Genomic DNA, 17,828 nt, shown 5'->3' with positions numbered 1-17,828 from the left:
AACAATCACTACTCTAAAGTGACTTAGCGGTGAACACCAAATCGCAGGATGCGACTTTTTTAACGACGCGGTGGCACAGAACACACCAACACCCACCGTGCATCGTTCTATCCCAAGATGCACACGCCCTGAACCGATCTCGCTAGCTAACTCGTGAACCCTGCCTACCTACAGCGATCATCACTGCATAACCATCGATCACTTCCACCAGCACCCCTACTTCAGTCACACCCGTCTCACCAGCTTCCACGCTATCTACTGACATCACCACAAAAAGTCAGCAAGATGCCTGCATGAACAGAGACAACAACGTCGTCATCATTGGCGGGGGCATCGCGGGAGTGACCCTCGCAGAAGAACTGCGCAGACGTAAACACTCAGGCCCCATCACCATCATCGAAACCGAGAAACTTCTCTACGACCGACCACCCTTGTCAAAGGAATATCTACTAGGCCACGTTCCCGAAACGCAGCTAGCGCTGCGACCAAAAGAATGGTTCGCCACCAACCAAATCCGCCTACTCACCCAAACTCACGTCACTAAGCTAGAAAAAAATCACGTCAAGCTCGCAAACGGAACACACCTCGCTTGCGACATCACCGTCCTCGCCACTGGCGGGAGAGCCCGACCCCTTCACAACCTCGACACACAGTCACCTCTTCTCCACTCTCTCCGCACACTCGAAGACGCCCGGCGGCTGCAACCACATCTCGGCAAAGACAGACACATACTCATTATTGGCGCAGGTCTGATCGGCGCTGAGGTAGCTTCCACAGCAAGCGCAACTGGAACTCACATCACACTCGTAGACCCCACGCTCCCTCTCGAAAATCTTCTGGGAGCAACCATTTCAACCTGGCTACATAAACAACATGCCCAAGCTGGTGCTCACCTCATCCGCGGGCGTGTAACCCGCCTAACCACTTCAGACACCCACGTCACCGCTGACGTCCGCGCAAACGACAACAGCACCTATTCCATCACCGCCGACATCGCAATCACCTGCACAGGGCTCACACCTGAAACAACACTCGCAGAAGAAGCAGGAATAGCCACCAATAACGGCATTATCGTCACTCCCAATCAACGCACTAGCTGCCCCAATATCTGGGCCATTGGCGACTGCACCCGTCCCTCCGCCTCCAATGGAACACTGCTACATCCAAACGAACACTGGGAAAGCGCCATACACGACGCCACACGAGCAGCAGCTGACATCACAGGAACACCACCACCCCAAGAACAAACACCCTGGTTCTGGACAGACCGATATGGCTATCACATAGAGCTCACAGGAGATCTACACCCTCATAACCCATCCACCGCGCACATCACACGAGGCACATTCGGCGAACCTCCCTTCACCGTCTTCGCCACAACCAATGGCATTCTCACAGGCGCACTGTCCGTCAACGACCCCCGCACAAACCGGACTGCACGTCGTCTAATCGACCGCCAGACACACATCGCACCCGAAAAACTCACTGACATACACCACGATCTGCGCCAGTACGCCCGTCGTTCGCCTCATCACTAGAGGAACCAAAAACCGATCAGAAATTTGTTGCCATATTGGTAAAGCGGCTGAAATGCCCCTGGAAAGCCACCGTAATCGTGGCAGTAGGACCATTACGATGCTTTGCCACAATGATGTCAGCCTCACCTTCACGCGGAGAGTCTGGCTCATACACGGACTCCCGATGCAACAGCATCACCATGTCAGCGTCCTGCTCAATCGAGTTATGAACTGCTATCCCGTCAGCAACAAAATTGTGGGCCTCCACTACCGTGGCATCAAAAACTTCTTCTTCCCCGCACAGCTCAATGCCCGTGACTACTTCCCAAGCCACATCATTCACTGCCTCAAGATCCATATCGACCGCATCAAGCACTGAGACAACTCGCCCAAGAGGTGCGCTCACCCCCACCTTCGTCGAAACAACAGGATCTTCGCCTTTCAGGACCTCAGCTACCTCACCCCACAATGGCAACTGACCTGGGCCAGGACCCCTCGCACCAGAAACATCACGCACAATCTCTAGCAACCGCCCAGCGTCATCAGCTGCCGGACCCTCAATACCTATTTCCTGCAAAAAACGCCGCTGCGAATCCACACCCACCACGTCTAAAACCCACCCAGACTCATCGCCAGAAATCACAGCCTCGATCCCGAAACGCAACAACAGCCGTGACACCGAATCCAGCAACGAACGCTCATCTGCAAACGCAAAAATCTCACCCCCTGGATTCGTATCGGACAAAGTGACTCCGCCCGAAAAAGAAAAAAAGGATCGGCAGAACAGCGCAATCTGACGCTTAGGCAACGAAAAAACCGCAGCAGGTAGCAAAGCATCCACATGACCAGAAACAACCACAGCTAGATCAACTACCTCAGCGTCCTGCCAAGAGACATCCACCACTTCTGGCGTAGGAACATGCCGCGGTACCGCAATCCGCTCACCCAGCACCAACTGCCCCAACGATGACCAACCCGAGTACGTCAAAAACGGATGATTTTCCGTAGCACGAACCGTCTTACCGCTCGATGTCGTCAACCGATACACAGGCTTAATTCCCGTGGAAAAGACATGTGTCATCGGCCGCACCACATAACGACACTTGTCATCTAACGCCCATACCGGCACATCTTTCGCACCCGAAGCAAATAAATGCCCCAGTGTGACTTCGGCACCAGTATCAGCACGAAGCACTCTCGTATCAGCAGTTAAACAACCTGATTCACGCAGATCACTTACCTGAGGCTTCTTGTCTTGCCGTTGCTCCGGACCACGGTTCAACTGCGACAACGCAATAACAGGAACCTCAATTTCTTTCGCCAACAACTTCAATGCACGCGAAAACTCCGACACCTCCTGCTGACGCGATTCCACCCGCTTGCCAGAGCTCATCAACTGCAAATAGTCAATAATCACCAACTTGAGGTTGTGCCTCTGCTTCAACCGTCGGCACTTTGCACGAATTTCCATCAACGACATGTTGGGAGAGTCATCAATAAACAGAGGTGCCTCGGAAACCTCACCCATCGTCCGAGTCAGTTTTACCCAATCCTCGTCACGCATCGTGCCCTTACGCATGTGCTGAAGCTGAATCCCAGCCTCCGCAGACAAAAGTCGCATTGTGATCTCGTTGCGACTCATCTCCAGCGAGAAGACCACAGCAGCCAATCCATTATGAATAGCCGCAGCTCGAGCAATATCCAAGGCCAATGTAGATTTACCCATCGCAGGCCGGGCAGCGATAACGATCATCTGACCGGGATGCAGACCGTTCGTCAATTCATCTAAGTCAGTGAAGCCCGTAGGAACGCCAACGAGCTCACCACTCCGCCCTGAATTGTTATCGATTTCATCCGCTGCGGCCTCGAGCAAATCACCAAGAACTACATAATCTTCACCGCCACGCTTATCTGCTACGGCATACACCTCAGCTTGAGCAGCGTTGACGATCTCTTCGACATCCCCACCCTCTTGCCCATAACCAAGTTGAACGATCTTAGTCCCGGCATTCACAAGCCGACGAAGAACAGCTCGCTCAGCGACAATCTCGGCATAGTACGAGGCATTAGCAGCGGTAGGGACAGACGAAATCAACTCATGTAGATATGACTGACCACCGATACGCGCCAAGTCGTTACGTTTCCCAAGTTCGTCTGCGACAGTAATAGCGTCTGCAGGTTCTCCTCGACCATACAGATCAATGATCGCGTCATAAACAATCTCATGGCTGGGCCGGTAGAAGTCAGCTCCTCTGACCACCTCAATACAGTCAGCAATAGCATCCTTGCTAAGCATCATGCTGCCAAGCACGCTCGACTCTGCATGCACATCTTGGGGAGGCAAACGATCCGCATCACCTGTCGATGCGGCATCAAAAGCAGACTCGCCCACCTTGGACAACGACACAACCACCCTCCAAACCACGGCGGGGAACAACCACCCCCGTCAACTTAGGCGCACAATCCACACCCGTTCAAGCACGCAACATCACAAACCACCCACAGCTGTGGAAAAGACTGTGGATACCATGTGGAGTAATGGCAGCTTTCGGTGCACATAGTGTGGATCTCTATGGGACAAACATCTGACTCAGATGAAGTACCAACGCATTCAAGTGCATAAATGTCCCCGAAAGCTTGTGGGAAACATAAATACAAGAATTTAAGACTGAACTTCGATGCTGGCGTGTCTTTCTCTTATACCCGCCTTGAAGCCCCACAAGCATCGCATCTTATCCACAGGGCATCAACAGTCACCTACCCAAAAGACCTGTCCCTTACCAACGCCGACTAACCCGCCCAGCTGCTCCTACATGCCCGGCCCAAGCACACATAACCTGGGACCGTGCCACATCTTTCCGACGCCGCACTCACACGCGATATTTGGCGACTCTCTTTCCCAGCCTTTCTCACCCTCGTAGCCGAGCCACTCTTTCTTCTCGCAGATTCCGCGATCATCGGACATCTGGGAACTACTCCACTGGCAGGCTTAGCTGTTGCCAGTGTTGTCCTATCAACAGCCGCAGGAACTTTTGTTTTCTTGGCATATGCGACTACTTCTCTCGTCGCGAGAAACATCGGAGCTGGGAAAATAAACCAAGCACTTCACAGCGGTATCGACGGCACCTGGCTCGCACTGTTACTTGGTATAGCTACAGGTCTCCTTCTCAACATCTTCGCAGCACCCATCAGCAGCGCTTTCGGCACCTCTCCCGATGCCACAGATCAAAGCAGCATCTATCTGCAGATATCCGCCTGGGGCTTACCTAGCATGCTCGTCATACTGGCAGTAACAGGCCTACTTCGAGGTTTTAAAGACACCCAAACACCGCTAGTGGCTTCAACCGTAGCTTTCACCGCCAACATCATCCTCAACATCACTTTCGTCCACGGCCTAAAAATGGGCATCGCAGGCGCAGCTTGGGGAACCGTCATATCCCAGACTGCTATGGCAATCGGACTCGTCTATGCATCTTTCAAAACAACCAGCGGCCAAAAAATCTCATTAAAACCCCACCCTGGACGCATATTGAAGGCTGCTCTCGCTGGAACACCTCTACTTGTTCGAACACTCGCACTAAGAGGAGTTCTCCTCGCAACCACCTGGAGTGCAGCACAACTCGGTGACACCACCGTAGCCGCTCACCAACTCATAACATCCATATGGACATTCCTAATGTTTGCCCTCGACTCCTTGGCCATCGCAGGACAAACACTTGTCGGCCAAGATCTCGGAGCTAGCAAAACGCGAAAAGCACGTCACACCGTTAATCTTCTCACTCGAGCAGCACTACGCCTTGGGCTCACTTTCAGCGTGCTTACTTTTATCGCCGCACCATTTATCCCCACCCTTTTCACACCCGACTACAAAATTCATACAGCCGCACAAGCAGGATTACTAGTTGTAGCCGCCCTGCAGCCAATCGCCGCATATGCCTACTTACTTGACGGAATACTTATCGGAGCAGGCGACACACCATGGCTTGCTCGCACACAAATACTGCTTCTCATTGGCTACCTCCCCCTGATCTTTCTACTCGTTGCTTTCCGAAATGATCTACACGCTGCAGGCCCACCTGTTTCACTCGCAGCACTGTGGGTTATCTACTCGATTTTTATGGCCGCTCGCGCGGCTGCACTCCACGTACGAGCACACTCCGACACATGGATGATCACTGGAGCTTAAACCGCACAACGAGGGGCGTGTCTCTGCCAGCAGAGACACGCCCCTCGTTGCAATAAATCAAGCCTTGACGTTCAGCTTCACAGTCGCCTTAACTTCCGGATGCAGCGACACCGTAGCGGTGTGCATACCAACGGACTTAACAGGCGTAGCGAACTCAACCTTGCGCTTGTCAATCGAAATACCACGCTGCGCCTTAGCCGCCTCAGCAACATCAGCCTGCGTGATAGAGCCGAAAAGACGACCAGACTTTGTCGACTGCGCAATCAGGTTCAGCGGAGTTGCCTCAAGCTGCCCCTTCACACCCTTCGCCTGGTCAAGATCTTTAATCGCACGAGCCTCACGGCCAGCGCGAAGCTGCTCAACTTCTTTAGCTCCACCCTTGGTCCACGGCGTAGCCAGACCACGAGGAAGCAGGTAGTTACGGCCATAGCCGTCCTTGACAGTGACGATGTCACCAGCAGCGCCGAGACCAGAAACCTCGTGCGTCAAAATGAGCTTCATAGCTATTCCTCCCTTACTCTCGCTCAGCGAGCCGAGCTCGTGTAGGGCAGAAGAGCCATTTCGCGAGCATTCTTCACTGCTTTCGCGATGAGGCGCTGTTCCTGCACGCTCACACCTGTGACGCGACGAGCACGGATCTTGCCGCGGTCCGAGATGAACTTACGAAGAAGCGCTGTGTCCTTGTAGTCGATGTTCTCGACCTTCGCCGCCTTAAGCGGATTTGCCTTGCGCTTCGGCTTACGCACTACGGGCTTAGCCATCGTGGTGCTCTCCCTTCTGGGTGAGCCCGGACATAGCAGTCCGGGATGGATACTACGAATAATTGAGTGTCGATCAGAACGGTGGCTCGTCGTACGCCGGACCATTACTCCAGCCACCACGGTTACCACCGGAAGGAGCCTGCTGACCCCCACCAGAACCCTGACCACCCGTCGCCCAAGGGTCGTTGTCTACAGGGCCACGGCTAGGCTGCGAAAATCCGCCACCACCATTGTGACCACCTTGAAAACCACCACCGTTATTAAAACCGCCACCGCCACCGCGGCTGGTCTTCGTGACCTTAGCCGTAGCGTAACGAAGAGAGGGAGCGACCTCGTCTACCTGCAGCTCTAGTGCAGTGCGACGCGCACCGGTTTCTTTGTCATCCCAAGATCGAGACTGCAGGCGACCAGTAACAATCACCCGATGCCCTTTCTCCAAGGATTCGGCAACGTTCTCAGCAGCGTCACGCCACACCGAACAACGCATGAACAACGTTTCACCATCACGCCATTCATTGTTGTTGCGATCAAACGTGCGAGGAGTAGATGCAACGGTAAAACTGGCGACCGCGGCCCCGGACGGAGTGAAACGCAGCTCGGGGTCGGCCGTTAGGTTGCCGATGAGCGTAATTACTGTTTCGCCGGCCATGGACGGGTTCCTTTCGAATCGATTCAGGCTGCGTCGCGACGTAGCAACTTGGTACGCAGAATCGACTCAGACAAGCCGAGCTGACGGTCAAGCTCCTGCGCAACAGCCGACTCCGACGTGAAGTCGATGACGACGTAGACACCCTCAGAGTGCTTCTTAATGTCGTAGGCAAGACGACGACGGCCCCACACATCGACGTTATCGACGGTGCCACCAGCCTTAATCACGTTGATGTAACGCTCCAGAGAAGCGGTGATCGAACGCTCGTCGATCTCGGGGTCCACGATGATCATGATTTCGTACTTACGCATGCTCGTTAACCCACCTCCTTTGGTCTTGTTCGGTCACGGTCGATCCGTGACAGGAGGGTTGCGTGCGTTGTTCACCTGTACCGATGCACCAACAAGCATCAGCACCGAGCCCCACCAGAAAAACTGAAGAGACCGCCACCTCCGACTACCGACACGCGCAACCTATTCGAAGAGTAAGCAGCCGGGCCCTAAGGGCAGGGAGACGAGTGAACATCACCAGAATACCCGGCTTAGACAGCCACGGACGAATCCGGCACCCCCATGTGAAAAACACACAAACCCACAAGAGGACTGCCTACTCCTCATTGTCTCAAAAAGTAATCACGAGCCTGTCCGCACGCCCCGCTGCTACACCAGCAACATCATCTGGCTCCCTCACCAAAACATCATTCGTAGGAGTCTGACGCACTGAACGACGTGAGATAGCCCGCGAGAAACATGACCAACCAACCAGAAGAAGAACTGCCACACGAACTACCAAGAACAAGGCATACCACCCCTCAGGCAAAGCCCGCGACGGCTCAGTTTGCAATGGCAAATGCATCCACACCATGACGAAATACACGCACTCAGACAAAGACCACGCCGCAAAGACCTTCCAGGGCAAACGCGCCAAAGCAACCAATGGCAACAACAGCAAAGCCCATTGAGGAGAAAGCGCCTTAGAAAACAACGCCGCCACGACCAGCATTACCGCAGCAACCTCAGCGATCATGGGACGCCGCGGCAGCGACAACATCATGAAAGCCCCTACCGTAAGCGCGCATACCCATCCTGTAATCGCCACCACCGACGCGACCACTGGTGACAAAGGCACATGAAGAAGAGTGAAGAGATACTGCAGTGAACCAAACTCTGCCTCAGCGCCAAACCACCACTCATAGGGACCGAAAACCCTAAAACCACACACAGCGAAAACACCCAGACCAGCCGCTGCACCCACGACAGCCACAAAACTTAAGCGTCGAGCAGCGGCATAAGCTCCCGCCCGCAAAGCAGAAAACACCACCGCCGCCAACACAATCAAGGCATAACTACGCGAACAAATTGCAAGAGCAAACACTGCCCCCGAGAGGACAACTCGCTCGCGACTCCAAAGAAATAAAGCAACCGAAACCAAAAACACCCCGACCAGCTCCGGCCCAACAAGAACCACAGTGATCAGCAAAGGACTAAACGCAACCATCCATGCCCGCCATGGATCACGCCGCGCTGTCAGCACAGTGACAAGCACCAACCCCATCGCCAAGATGGATGCCACAACAGACCAAGCAGCAACAAAATCCACCGATCTGCCACTAGAAACCGCAAAAAAGGACAGCAGCCACAACAGCACCCCCGTGCCCAAGGGTTCTGACAGCGACAGCTCACCTTCATAAGGAAAAGCCGCCGAAGACAAACCACTAGTCACAAACATCGTCGGCAAATCCGAATAGCATGCACGCCAAAAAACCGACGACCCAGCCCAGCCATGAGTAAAGCAATGCGCCTTCTGTAACACCCCCAGAGCCACCATCACCGCAGCCACAAAGCTCAACACCGCAGCTACTGGCTGCCATGCCGGGACTAAACGTCCAGACCAGCGCCCCTTCTTTACTTCAACAACAGGCAATCTGGCATAGCGACCAAGTGGACCACCTAACACCGAGTTCTCATCACGAGAACCCTGCACCGATGACAACTGCTCAGGCGCCGAGGCGCTCGCATCACCCTGAGAGCTCATAGAAGAACCCTACTTGCTAACAAAGAGGCTCCCAGTAGTGCTTTGGCTCCGGTCGAGATATCTCGACCGGAGCCAAAGCACTACTCCTCCGAATGGGAAAAGCCACCTCTGATGTAGCCATCCGGCTCACTGGGTGCTTGTTCCCCATCAGAATCTCCAGGGCCGCCAGGACGGCCTGGTTTTTCTCTGCCTCGACCTCGATCAGAACTGCTACCGCCACGTGTCGGTGCTGGAGAATGCGTTCCTGTAGGAACACCCGTCGGCTTGGGCTCTTTCCCGTTGCTGTCGTCCGTTGTCGGGCTTTCACCCGGCTTAGTCGTAGCAGTGGTCGCTGTCCCTGTCGGAGTGGCAGGCGGAGTGCTCTCCGACCAAGACGGCACCTGAGAGTCACCAATTCCTACACGTTCAGGGAAAGCAATGACATGCTTCCCTTCCATGAAGCGACGCATATAGCCCATCCAGATACTCACTGGATAAGTTCCACCCGTTAGCTCGGCCTTGCCGCCGATGCCATGCATCGGCTGCGGAATACCCTTCTCATCAGGCATATACAGGGCTACAGCTGTAGATGCCTGTGGAGTAAATCCACCGAACCAAACTGCCTTCGAATTATCCGTGGTTCCTGTTTTCCCAGCAGCCGGGAACCAAAGGCCAGATGCTTTCTTAGCCGTACCTTCGTCAGACAAAACACGCCGCATAGCTTCGATCGTGTCTGCAGCCACAGCTTCACTGATCACCCGAGTCGGCGAAGGCGAAGCCACATACTCTTTCATGACCCCAACATTGTCGTTAACCGACTTTACAATGTACGGCTCAGCTTTCATGCCTTTCGCGGCAATAGTTGCGTATGCGTTCGCAAGGTCAATAACACGGATAGAAGCTGTTCCAAAGACATTCGAACCTGAAGCAACCAAGTCTGGAGAATTCTCGGGGATCCCGAGCTTTACCATCATGTCTTTTGTCTTTTGCGGACCAACTTTAAAGTTCAATTCAGCAAACGCTGTATTCACAGAGTGAGCCAAGGCCTGACGGACAGAAACATTTCCATAACTGACATTTGCATAGTTCCGAACATCCCATGGCTCCGCGCCCGTGATCTCTGAGCCAAAAGTATGCGGACTGTCTCCATGAAGCACCGTCCGCGTGCTGATTTCCTGCTCCAAAGCAGCAGCGACAGCAAAGACCTTGAATGTAGATCCAGCCTGCAACTGTGCCTGATGCGCAGCAGAGTATGGGTTCTTCGAGAAGTTTGAACCGCCATACAAAGCTTGAATTGCACCGTCACCGGGCTTAATACTCACCAGGCCCGTGCGAATGCGAGCCTCACCTGGCTTATTGTTCTCCACCGATTGAATAGCATTGTCCTGGGCCTTCTTATCGATAGTGGTCACTACACGAAGGCCACCACGCTCCAGCTCAGCCTCTCCAATACCAGCCTTGCTCACCAACTCATCACGGGCCAACGCAACCAGATATCCACCCGGGCCACCCAAAGAAACTTTGCGCTTAGGGGCAACTGTCTGAGGAACAGACACATTCCGCGCCTCCTCAGCCGATATCCACCCCTCTTCGAGCATTCCATCAACCACATACTTCATACGGCTCTTCAGGCGCTCAACGGTCTTCTCCCCATTTGAAGGGTCAAAGTTTCCCGGAGACTGAATAATCGAAGCCAAGAAGATCGCTTCAGAAGTCGACAAATTCTTGACATCTTTATTGAAGTACGCCTGCGATGCAGCCTGAACACCGTAAGAAAGCCGACCAAAATAAATAGTGTTTAGATAGTCAGTCAGGATCTGGTCTTTAGACATCTCCTGCTCAAGCTTTAACGCAATAACCAGCTCTTTGCCCTTACGAGCAAAAGTCTGATCGTGCGTCAAGAAGTAGTTCTTGACGTACTGCTGGGTAATAGTGGATCCACCCTGGGTCGGCCCACCTGTAACCATCGCCACTACTGCGCGACCAAGGCCAATAAAAGAGACACCTGGGTTTTCATAAAAACTACGATCCTCAGCAGCCAAGACAGCTTTCTGCAGAAGCTTTGGCATCTGATCCTGCGTAACCGAGACACGGTTCACGCTACTGGTACGACCAATCTCAGTCTTACCATCCGAATAGTAGAAGATCGACGTTTCCTGCTTAGCAACTTCGTTAGCATTAGGCACCTTAATAGCCACGAAGGCGAAAACCACTCCTGCAATTGCAAGAACAACCAGGCTCAGAACAAGAGCAGAAAACACCTTAAGGGCACGGAAACGACCCTTGCGGACCTTGCCGCCTCTACCGACGACGACGCGAGATCTCACGTCACTCCCCTCCGGACCCCCAGGTAGGGATCAACTACCTTAACCGCCCCAGTATGACCGGCGAATCACGACAACGCACGCCCACGTTTATTCTTCTGCCTCCCAAAGCAACTCAGCCAACAACGCGTCACACAAGAAAACCCACAATCTCAAAGGAGCACTCCAGCACATACTTGGCGGTAACTCCCTCTCACGGAAGACTCCATCACATGACATTCGTAATCTCTTCTGACCTCGTTGCCCACGTCCTTCACATCAACATCCATGAAGGCGACAAGGTAACTGCAGGACAAGAAATCGCACTCCTAGAATCCATGAAGATGGAGATCCCCGTCATCGCAGAACACAACGGAACTATCACCGCAGTCAAGGTCATAGCAGGAGACGTCATCCAAGAAGGCGACATCATCGCCACCCTTGAGTAATAATCACCACACTTCACACAAATCAATCACGGCTCTCTGGCTGATCTGCCCACCACAAACGAAGCCGCTCAGACACAGCTTCGCGACCAATCAGCCCTTCCTCTAGCCGAATCTCCAAAGCCTGCTTATACGCCCTGCCCAGCAACGGCCCCGGCTCAATTCCCAACAACTCAGCAATCTCATTACCATTCAGCTCCGGCCGAACAGCCTTCAACTCCTCCTCGGCCATCAACTTTTCAATACGAGACTCAAGAGCGTCATAAGCATGCCGCAAACGCGCTGCCTTACGACGATTACGCGTAGTGCAATCAGCCCGAGTCAACCGATGCAACCTCTGCAACAGAGAACCCGCATCCGTCACATAGCGCCGCACAGCAGAGTCAGTCCACTCACCGTCGGCATATCCATGGAACCGCAAATGCAACTCCACCAACCGAGCAACTGCCTTAATCGTCTCCTTATCGAACCTCAATGCACGCATACGTTTACGCGTCATCTTCGCCCCGACAATTTCATGATGATGGAAGCTAACGCCCCCACCCTCCTCAAATTTCCTCGTTGGCGGCTTACCAATATCGTGAAAAATCGCTGCCAACCGCAAAACCAAATCCGGACGAGGAACCACAGCCCTCTCCCCAGGTTCCTGCTCCAAATCCACCGCCTGCTGCAACACCATCAACGTGTGCTCATACACATCCTTATGACGCCGATGCTCATCCACCGTCGACCGCAAAACCGAAAACTCCGGAAACATGCGGTCCGCCAAACCTGTCTCAACTAAAACCCGCAAGCCCGCAACCGGATGCTCTGCCAACACCAACTTGCAGAACTCATCACGAATTCTCTCAGCAGAGACAATCTCTAAAGAATCAGCAGCCTCCACCATCGCTGAACGAACACCCTCATCCAGCTCAAAACCCAACTGCGCAACAAATCGAGCCCCACGCATCATCCGCAGTGGATCATCCGCAAAAGACACCTCCGGTGCTGAGGGCGTCCGTAAACGCTTCGCCAATAAGTCATCCAACCCACCATGCGGATCAACAAACTCCAGCCCAGGCAACCGCAAAGCCATCGCGTTCACCGTGAAATCACGACGAACCAAATCCTCCACCAAACTGTCACCAAAACACACCACCGGCTTACGCGATTCATGGTCATACGCATCAGCCCGATACGTCGTCACCTCAACCGTCACACCACCCAAACGCGCAGCAATGGTGCCGAACTCACGCCCCAAATCCCACGTACCATCACCCCACGCACGAAGAATTCTCTCCGAATCATCAGGACGCGCCGAAGTCGTCAAATCCAAATCAGGAGCATCACGACCCAAAAAAGCATCCCGCACCGGCCCCCCAACCAGTGCTAACTCGAACCCCTCAGCCGCAAACCTCCCACCGAGGTCGAGAAGAACAGGCAAATGCGGCGTCAGCCGAGAAATGGCCTCGCGCAAAGCAGGATCAATATGGTGGACCGACACGGCACGCAAGGATAGCCGCAGCCACACCACCCCCGCCCCTCAGCACACCCTCAACAAAGCCAGATGCCAGCCCCGCTCAACAGCCTCAATACATAAACAAACACAATCACCGCGCCACACGCCACCACAAAACACCAGGTCAACAACCAATACGCCACTAACTCATCCCCAAAGAGCCCGTATGAGTGCGGTTGCCAAATACCTCGTTAGAATCAAAAGATGACCACCGCACCGCGACCGAGCCGCCCCGTGCGGCGCGTCCCCGCAGTGCTCGAACGCTCCGCCGGAGGCATAGTCGTCGACGTCCAACAAGGCCAAGCCCATATCGCCGTCATCGCACGCCGCAACCGCGCAGGACGCGTCGAATGGTGCCTTCCCAAAGGGCACCAAGAAGGTGACGAAACACTAGAACAAACAGCGGAACGCGAAGTTGCTGAAGAAACAGGAATCCAAGGACGCGTGCTCACAACCCTGGGCACCATTGACTACTGGTTCTCCACCCATGACCGCCGCGTACACAAAGTAGTCCACCACTACCTCCTCGAAGCCACAGGAGGCGGACTCACCGTCGAAAACGACCCAGACCACGAAGCATTCGCCGTCGCATGGTTCCCCCTCCACCGCGTACAAGAACAACTCACGTTCCCCAACGAACGCCGAATCGCCCAACTCGCCTGGGAACGACTCGCCGGAACCCCATGAGCAAACACACACACCGCGCACTCACCGCACTCATCCTGGCCGCCATCCTCACCGGCATTTCTACGCCAGCGGCCACATCCAACGAACGCAACACCACCCAAAACCCCCTCGAACTCGCCCTCACACGAGTCACCCCTACCATCGCCACCCCCGGAGAACCCGTCACTATCCGCGCAACACTGACAAACCGCGGAAACAAACCACTACCCAACATCCAAATACGCGCACTCCTCGGCAACCACAAACTCACCACACGCAGCGAAATCAATACCTACACAACAAGCAACAAACCCCTCGACACCACCCACGTAGCCACAAGCAAAACCCCCATCACCCTCCCACCTGGCAAAACCCAAACCACCACCCTCACCATCGACGGCAACAACATCACCACCACCAACGCCTACGACATACGCCCCCTCATACTCGAAGCCACCACCCCCACCACAACCACCACCACCCGCTCATTCCTTCCCACCCACACCCGCAAGGAATACCAACCTCTCCAGCTCGGCTTCCTCATACCACTCACCGCCGACCCAGACCCCCACCTCGTCACCGCAACAGGCGAAGAACTCGACAAAGCCTGGACAGAATTCGCAGGCCCAGGAAGCCGTATCGACAACATCCTCAGCGGCACCAAAGACCACACCACCACCTACGCACTCGACCCCACCCTCCTGGCCCCAAACACCACCCCACCAGCCACAAAAAACACAGAAACCCCCGACGTACCAACACAACTCACCAAAAACATCACCAAAAACATCACCACCCCAACCTCCACCATCTGGCAACTACCCCCAACCGACCCAGACATCGACCCGCTCACCACAACCGACGCCAACCCCAACCTCCTCAAAGCGATCGGAAAAACCAACCCACAACTCGGCAAACTCCTCACCGAAACCGGCGCACCCCCCGAACAAGCACGCGCAGCAGACACCGCACCCCTACTTGCCTGGCCTATCGACAACGCCCTCACCACCCAACAACGCACCACCATCAACAACGCGCTGCACCCCCGCAACAAACAAAACCCCACCACCTACATCACCGACAACACACACATAGACCCCGACCCCGACCGCACAGGCCCAGCCTCCCGCCGCACCCCCAAGGGAAACCCCCTCCTCGTATCAGACAGCGGCCTCAACAACCTTCTCAACCGCGCCACCAACCCCACGCACACCGGCGAAATCACCCAACAATTCCTCGCCGAAACCCTCAGCCTCCTCTCCCAAAACCCAAGCAAACCCCGCGACGTCCTCGTCACAGCCCCCCGAGGGTTCAACCCAAACCCCAACACCCTCCACACCCTCCTAACCGACATATCCAACACACCCTGGATCACCCTCACCAACACCAACGACTTCCTCCAGCGCACCCACGAGCCCGAAACACCAACCACAGAACCCCCCAACCACACCCCCAACAACAACAGCCCCATCACTCCAAACACCATCGAAGACATTCTCGACGCCAACTGCCACCTCAACGGCCTCGAAACCGTCCTCACCCCCACCAACAAATCCACCCTCATCCCCACCACAACCACCACACACGCCCTCGCCTCAGCCCGCTGGCGAGGACAACCCACTCAACACGACACCGCGCTCACCACAACCACCGACCGCATCCACACCCTCACCACCGGCGTCAACGTCCTACCAAGTACCGTCAACTTCCTTGCAGACTCCGGCGTACTCCAAGTCACCATAGTCAACAATCTCGATGTAGCTGTTCACGACGTACGACTCATCCTCGAACCTGACCAACGAACACCCAGACTCCACATAACCCAACCAACTCCCCTGTCTATCTCTCCCAAAAGCCGCACCACCGTCAAAGTACCCGTCGAAGCAATAGCAGCAGGACTCGTCCCCATCTCCACCCACCTACAAACCGCAGCCGGAACTAGGCTCGGCACCGACGCCACCGTCAAAGTACGAGTACAACCCAGCGGCGGCATCACTATCACTATCGGCGCCATACTCGTTGCGCTCATATTTACCTTCGGCCTCGCACGAACCATCCGCCGAGGCCGCACACGCGTCACCGACGCCGACATTAAAGGGGTCGACCTGGAATGAGCAGCTCCAACGGCAGCCTCGCACGCGCCAGCGCCCTTATGGCATCAGGAAGCCTCGTCTCCCGCGTACTCGGACTTGCTCGCCAATCCATGATCCTCGCAGTCTTTGGGCTCACCCTCGCCGGAGACTCCTGGGCCGTCGCCAACATGCTGCCCAACACCATCTACACACTCTTAGCTGGCGGCGTTATCAATGCTGTCCTCGTCCCACAAATCGCAGCAGCACAAAAAAACCCCGACGGTGGACAGGAATACCTCGACAAACTCATCACTCTGTCTATCCTCGTACTTCTCGGCGTAACCGCCATCTGCATACCTCTCATCCCCTTCCTCGTTAACCTCCTCTCCAGCGCTAACTGGGACGAACCCACCTACGGACTCTCCGTGGCATTCAGCTACATCTGTATGCCAGCCATCTTTTTTTACGGCCTCTACGCCATCCTCGGCCAAGTTCTTAACGCCCGGGAAAAATTCGGGTGGTTCATGTGGTCACCAGTACTTTGCAACATTGTCTGGATCGTTGCCCTGGGATGGTTCATCAACGCCTACGGGCGCGGAAACGGTGACCCCACCACCTTCACCCCCGCCATGATCGCCCTTCTGGGCGGCTCTCTCACACTCGGTGTCGCGCTCCAAGCAATCGTCCTCATATGGCCTCTCCACCGAAGTGGATTCCGCTACCGCCCCCGCTTCGGTTTCAGAGGAGTCGGCCTCGGAGCAGTCGGACGCGTCGCCGGATGGACATTCGCCTCCTTAGCCGTCGCCCAACTCGGCCTCATCATCCAAACACGAGTCCTCACTTCAGTCGCCCAGTACTATCCAGGAAAAATTGCCTACGACCAGGCGTTTCTCCTCTTCATGACTCCCCACGGACTCATCACTGTCTCCTTGGCCACCGCGCTTTTCACCTCTATGGCCAAAGCCGTAGCCATCGACGACAGAGACACAATCCGAAGTGACCTCCGGCGAGGCGCCAACCTCATCGGCGTAACAACGATTCCCATCGCGTTCGGCACCCTTGCCATCGGAACTGCACTCACCGGACTGATTTTCCTCGGCAACTCACGAGAAGCCACCGACGCAATCGGCTACCTCACCATGGCCATGATGCTTGGCCTGCCCGCTTACGGCGTCTACTACCTTTGCCAACGAGCTTTCCTCGCACACAGCGATGCCCGAACTCCTTTTCGCATGCAAGTTCTCAACACCAGCATCGGAACGGTACTCACTATCGCCGCTCTAGTCCTCACCGATGAATGGCGTGGAGTAGCAGCAGCTGGCGCCCAAGCAATTGCCAACATCATTAGCGCAATCATCGCGACCATGTGGGTCCAACAGCGCATGGGTCGTCTCCGCATGTACCGCATTACCCGCACATGGGTACGCGTCATAGTTGCGTGTATACCCGCAACTCTCGCTAGTTACGCTGCCTTCTTAGCCATCGAAAACATCATCCCCATCCGCGCCCTCGAATCCACCTTGAAAGTCACCCTGGGCGCCGCGATCTTTATCCCGATATACCTCATCGGGGCACACCGGATGCGCATCGACGAAGTAAAACAAATCACTCAGCTGATCACGACTCGCCTACCAAAACGCAAGCCAACACACGGCCCGGCCTAGACTGTCCCACAAGCCCAGCAAGGGGACGCGACCGCCCATTCCGGCCCACC

Annotated in this window: 14 protein-coding genes; 6 read left to right on the top strand and 8 right to left on the bottom strand. The window is 55.0% G+C overall.

Annotation, left to right across the window (positions count from 1 at the left end; translation table 11 throughout):
- Positions 1-293 precede the first annotated feature (293 nt).
- Positions 294-1,538 carry an NAD(P)/FAD-dependent oxidoreductase gene (locus CKV89_RS02245; RefSeq protein WP_028327192.1) on the top strand — a complete coding sequence of 415 codons (1,245 nt, stop codon included), beginning with the start codon at positions 294-296 and terminating at the stop codon, positions 1,536-1,538.
- Between the two features lie 16 nt (positions 1,539-1,554).
- On the opposite strand, the gene dnaB is transcribed toward CKV89_RS02245, so the two are convergent.
- Positions 1,555-3,924 carry a replicative DNA helicase gene (gene dnaB / locus CKV89_RS02240; RefSeq protein WP_028327193.1) on the bottom strand — a complete coding sequence of 790 codons (2,370 nt, stop codon included), beginning with the start codon at positions 3,922-3,924 and terminating at the stop codon, positions 1,555-1,557.
- 438 nt (positions 3,925-4,362) lie between these two features.
- Here dnaB and CKV89_RS02235 point away from each other — a divergent pair, with 438 nt between their 5' ends.
- On the top strand, positions 4,363-5,703 hold the full coding sequence (locus CKV89_RS02235; RefSeq protein WP_028327194.1) for an MATE family efflux transporter: 1,341 nt from the start codon (positions 4,363-4,365) through the stop codon (positions 5,701-5,703).
- A gap of 57 nt (positions 5,704-5,760) precedes the next feature.
- On the opposite strand, the gene rplI is transcribed toward CKV89_RS02235, so the two are convergent.
- The 6 genes from rplI to CKV89_RS02205 all read right to left on the bottom strand — a co-directional run bounded on the left by rplI (position 5,761) and on the right by CKV89_RS02205 (position 11,453).
- Positions 5,761-6,204, bottom strand: coding sequence for a 50S ribosomal protein L9 (gene rplI, locus CKV89_RS02230; protein ID WP_028327195.1), 444 nt, complete (start codon positions 6,202-6,204; stop codon positions 5,761-5,763).
- Positions 6,205-6,227: 23 nt separating this feature from the next.
- The gene (gene rpsR, locus CKV89_RS02225; RefSeq protein ID WP_028327196.1) at positions 6,228-6,464 is read right to left on the bottom strand and encodes a 30S ribosomal protein S18; all 237 of its coding nucleotides are present in this window, start codon (positions 6,462-6,464) and stop codon (positions 6,228-6,230) included.
- 73 nt (positions 6,465-6,537) lie between these two features.
- A complete protein-coding gene (locus CKV89_RS02220) occupies positions 6,538-7,113 on the bottom strand; it encodes a single-stranded DNA-binding protein (protein WP_028327197.1) in 576 nt (191 codons plus the stop codon).
- A 23-nt stretch (positions 7,114-7,136) separates the two neighbouring features.
- Entirely contained in the window at positions 7,137-7,424 is a 288-nt protein-coding gene (gene rpsF, locus CKV89_RS02215; RefSeq protein ID WP_028327198.1) for a 30S ribosomal protein S6, read from the bottom strand.
- A gap of 310 nt (positions 7,425-7,734) precedes the next feature.
- Positions 7,735-9,147: a hypothetical protein gene (locus CKV89_RS11645; RefSeq protein WP_154657634.1), complete on the bottom strand. Its 1,413-nt coding sequence runs from the start codon at positions 9,145-9,147 to the stop codon at positions 7,735-7,737.
- An 80-nt stretch (positions 9,148-9,227) separates the two neighbouring features.
- On the bottom strand, positions 9,228-11,453 hold the full coding sequence (locus tag CKV89_RS02205) for a transglycosylase domain-containing protein (protein WP_051277524.1): 2,226 nt from the start codon (positions 11,451-11,453) through the stop codon (positions 9,228-9,230).
- Between the two features lie 209 nt (positions 11,454-11,662).
- Here CKV89_RS02205 and CKV89_RS02200 point away from each other — a divergent pair, with 209 nt between their 5' ends.
- Entirely contained in the window at positions 11,663-11,878 is a 216-nt protein-coding gene (locus CKV89_RS02200) for a biotin/lipoyl-binding carrier protein (RefSeq protein ID WP_028327200.1), read from the top strand.
- Between the two features lie 22 nt (positions 11,879-11,900).
- On the opposite strand, the gene CKV89_RS02195 is transcribed toward CKV89_RS02200, so the two are convergent.
- Positions 11,901-13,361: a CCA tRNA nucleotidyltransferase gene (locus tag CKV89_RS02195; protein ID WP_231935424.1), complete on the bottom strand. Its 1,461-nt coding sequence runs from the start codon at positions 13,359-13,361 to the stop codon at positions 11,901-11,903.
- Between the two features lie 219 nt (positions 13,362-13,580).
- Here CKV89_RS02195 and CKV89_RS02190 point away from each other — a divergent pair, with 219 nt between their 5' ends.
- Genes CKV89_RS02190 through murJ form a run of 3 tightly spaced genes read left to right on the top strand, consistent with a single transcriptional unit; the run spans position 13,581 to position 17,778 of the window.
- Entirely contained in the window at positions 13,581-14,063 is a 483-nt protein-coding gene (locus CKV89_RS02190; protein WP_028327202.1) for an NUDIX hydrolase, read from the top strand.
- Positions 14,060-16,156 (top strand): DUF6049 family protein, encoded by a 2,097-nt coding sequence (locus CKV89_RS02185; RefSeq protein WP_028327203.1) that lies wholly within the window; start codon positions 14,060-14,062, stop codon positions 16,154-16,156. Before CKV89_RS02190 ends, CKV89_RS02185 begins: the two co-directional genes overlap by 4 nt.
- Positions 16,153-17,778: a murein biosynthesis integral membrane protein MurJ gene (murJ, locus tag CKV89_RS02180; RefSeq protein WP_051277525.1), complete on the top strand. Its 1,626-nt coding sequence runs from the start codon at positions 16,153-16,155 to the stop codon at positions 17,776-17,778. Before CKV89_RS02185 ends, murJ begins: the two co-directional genes overlap by 4 nt.
- Positions 17,779-17,828 lie beyond the last annotated feature (50 nt).

The sequence above is a fragment of the Dermatophilus congolensis genome (genome assembly GCF_900187045.1).
Lineage (GTDB): Bacteria > Actinomycetota > Actinomycetes > Actinomycetales > Dermatophilaceae > Dermatophilus > Dermatophilus congolensis.
This window is presented reverse-complemented; position numbering and strand designations above follow the sequence as displayed.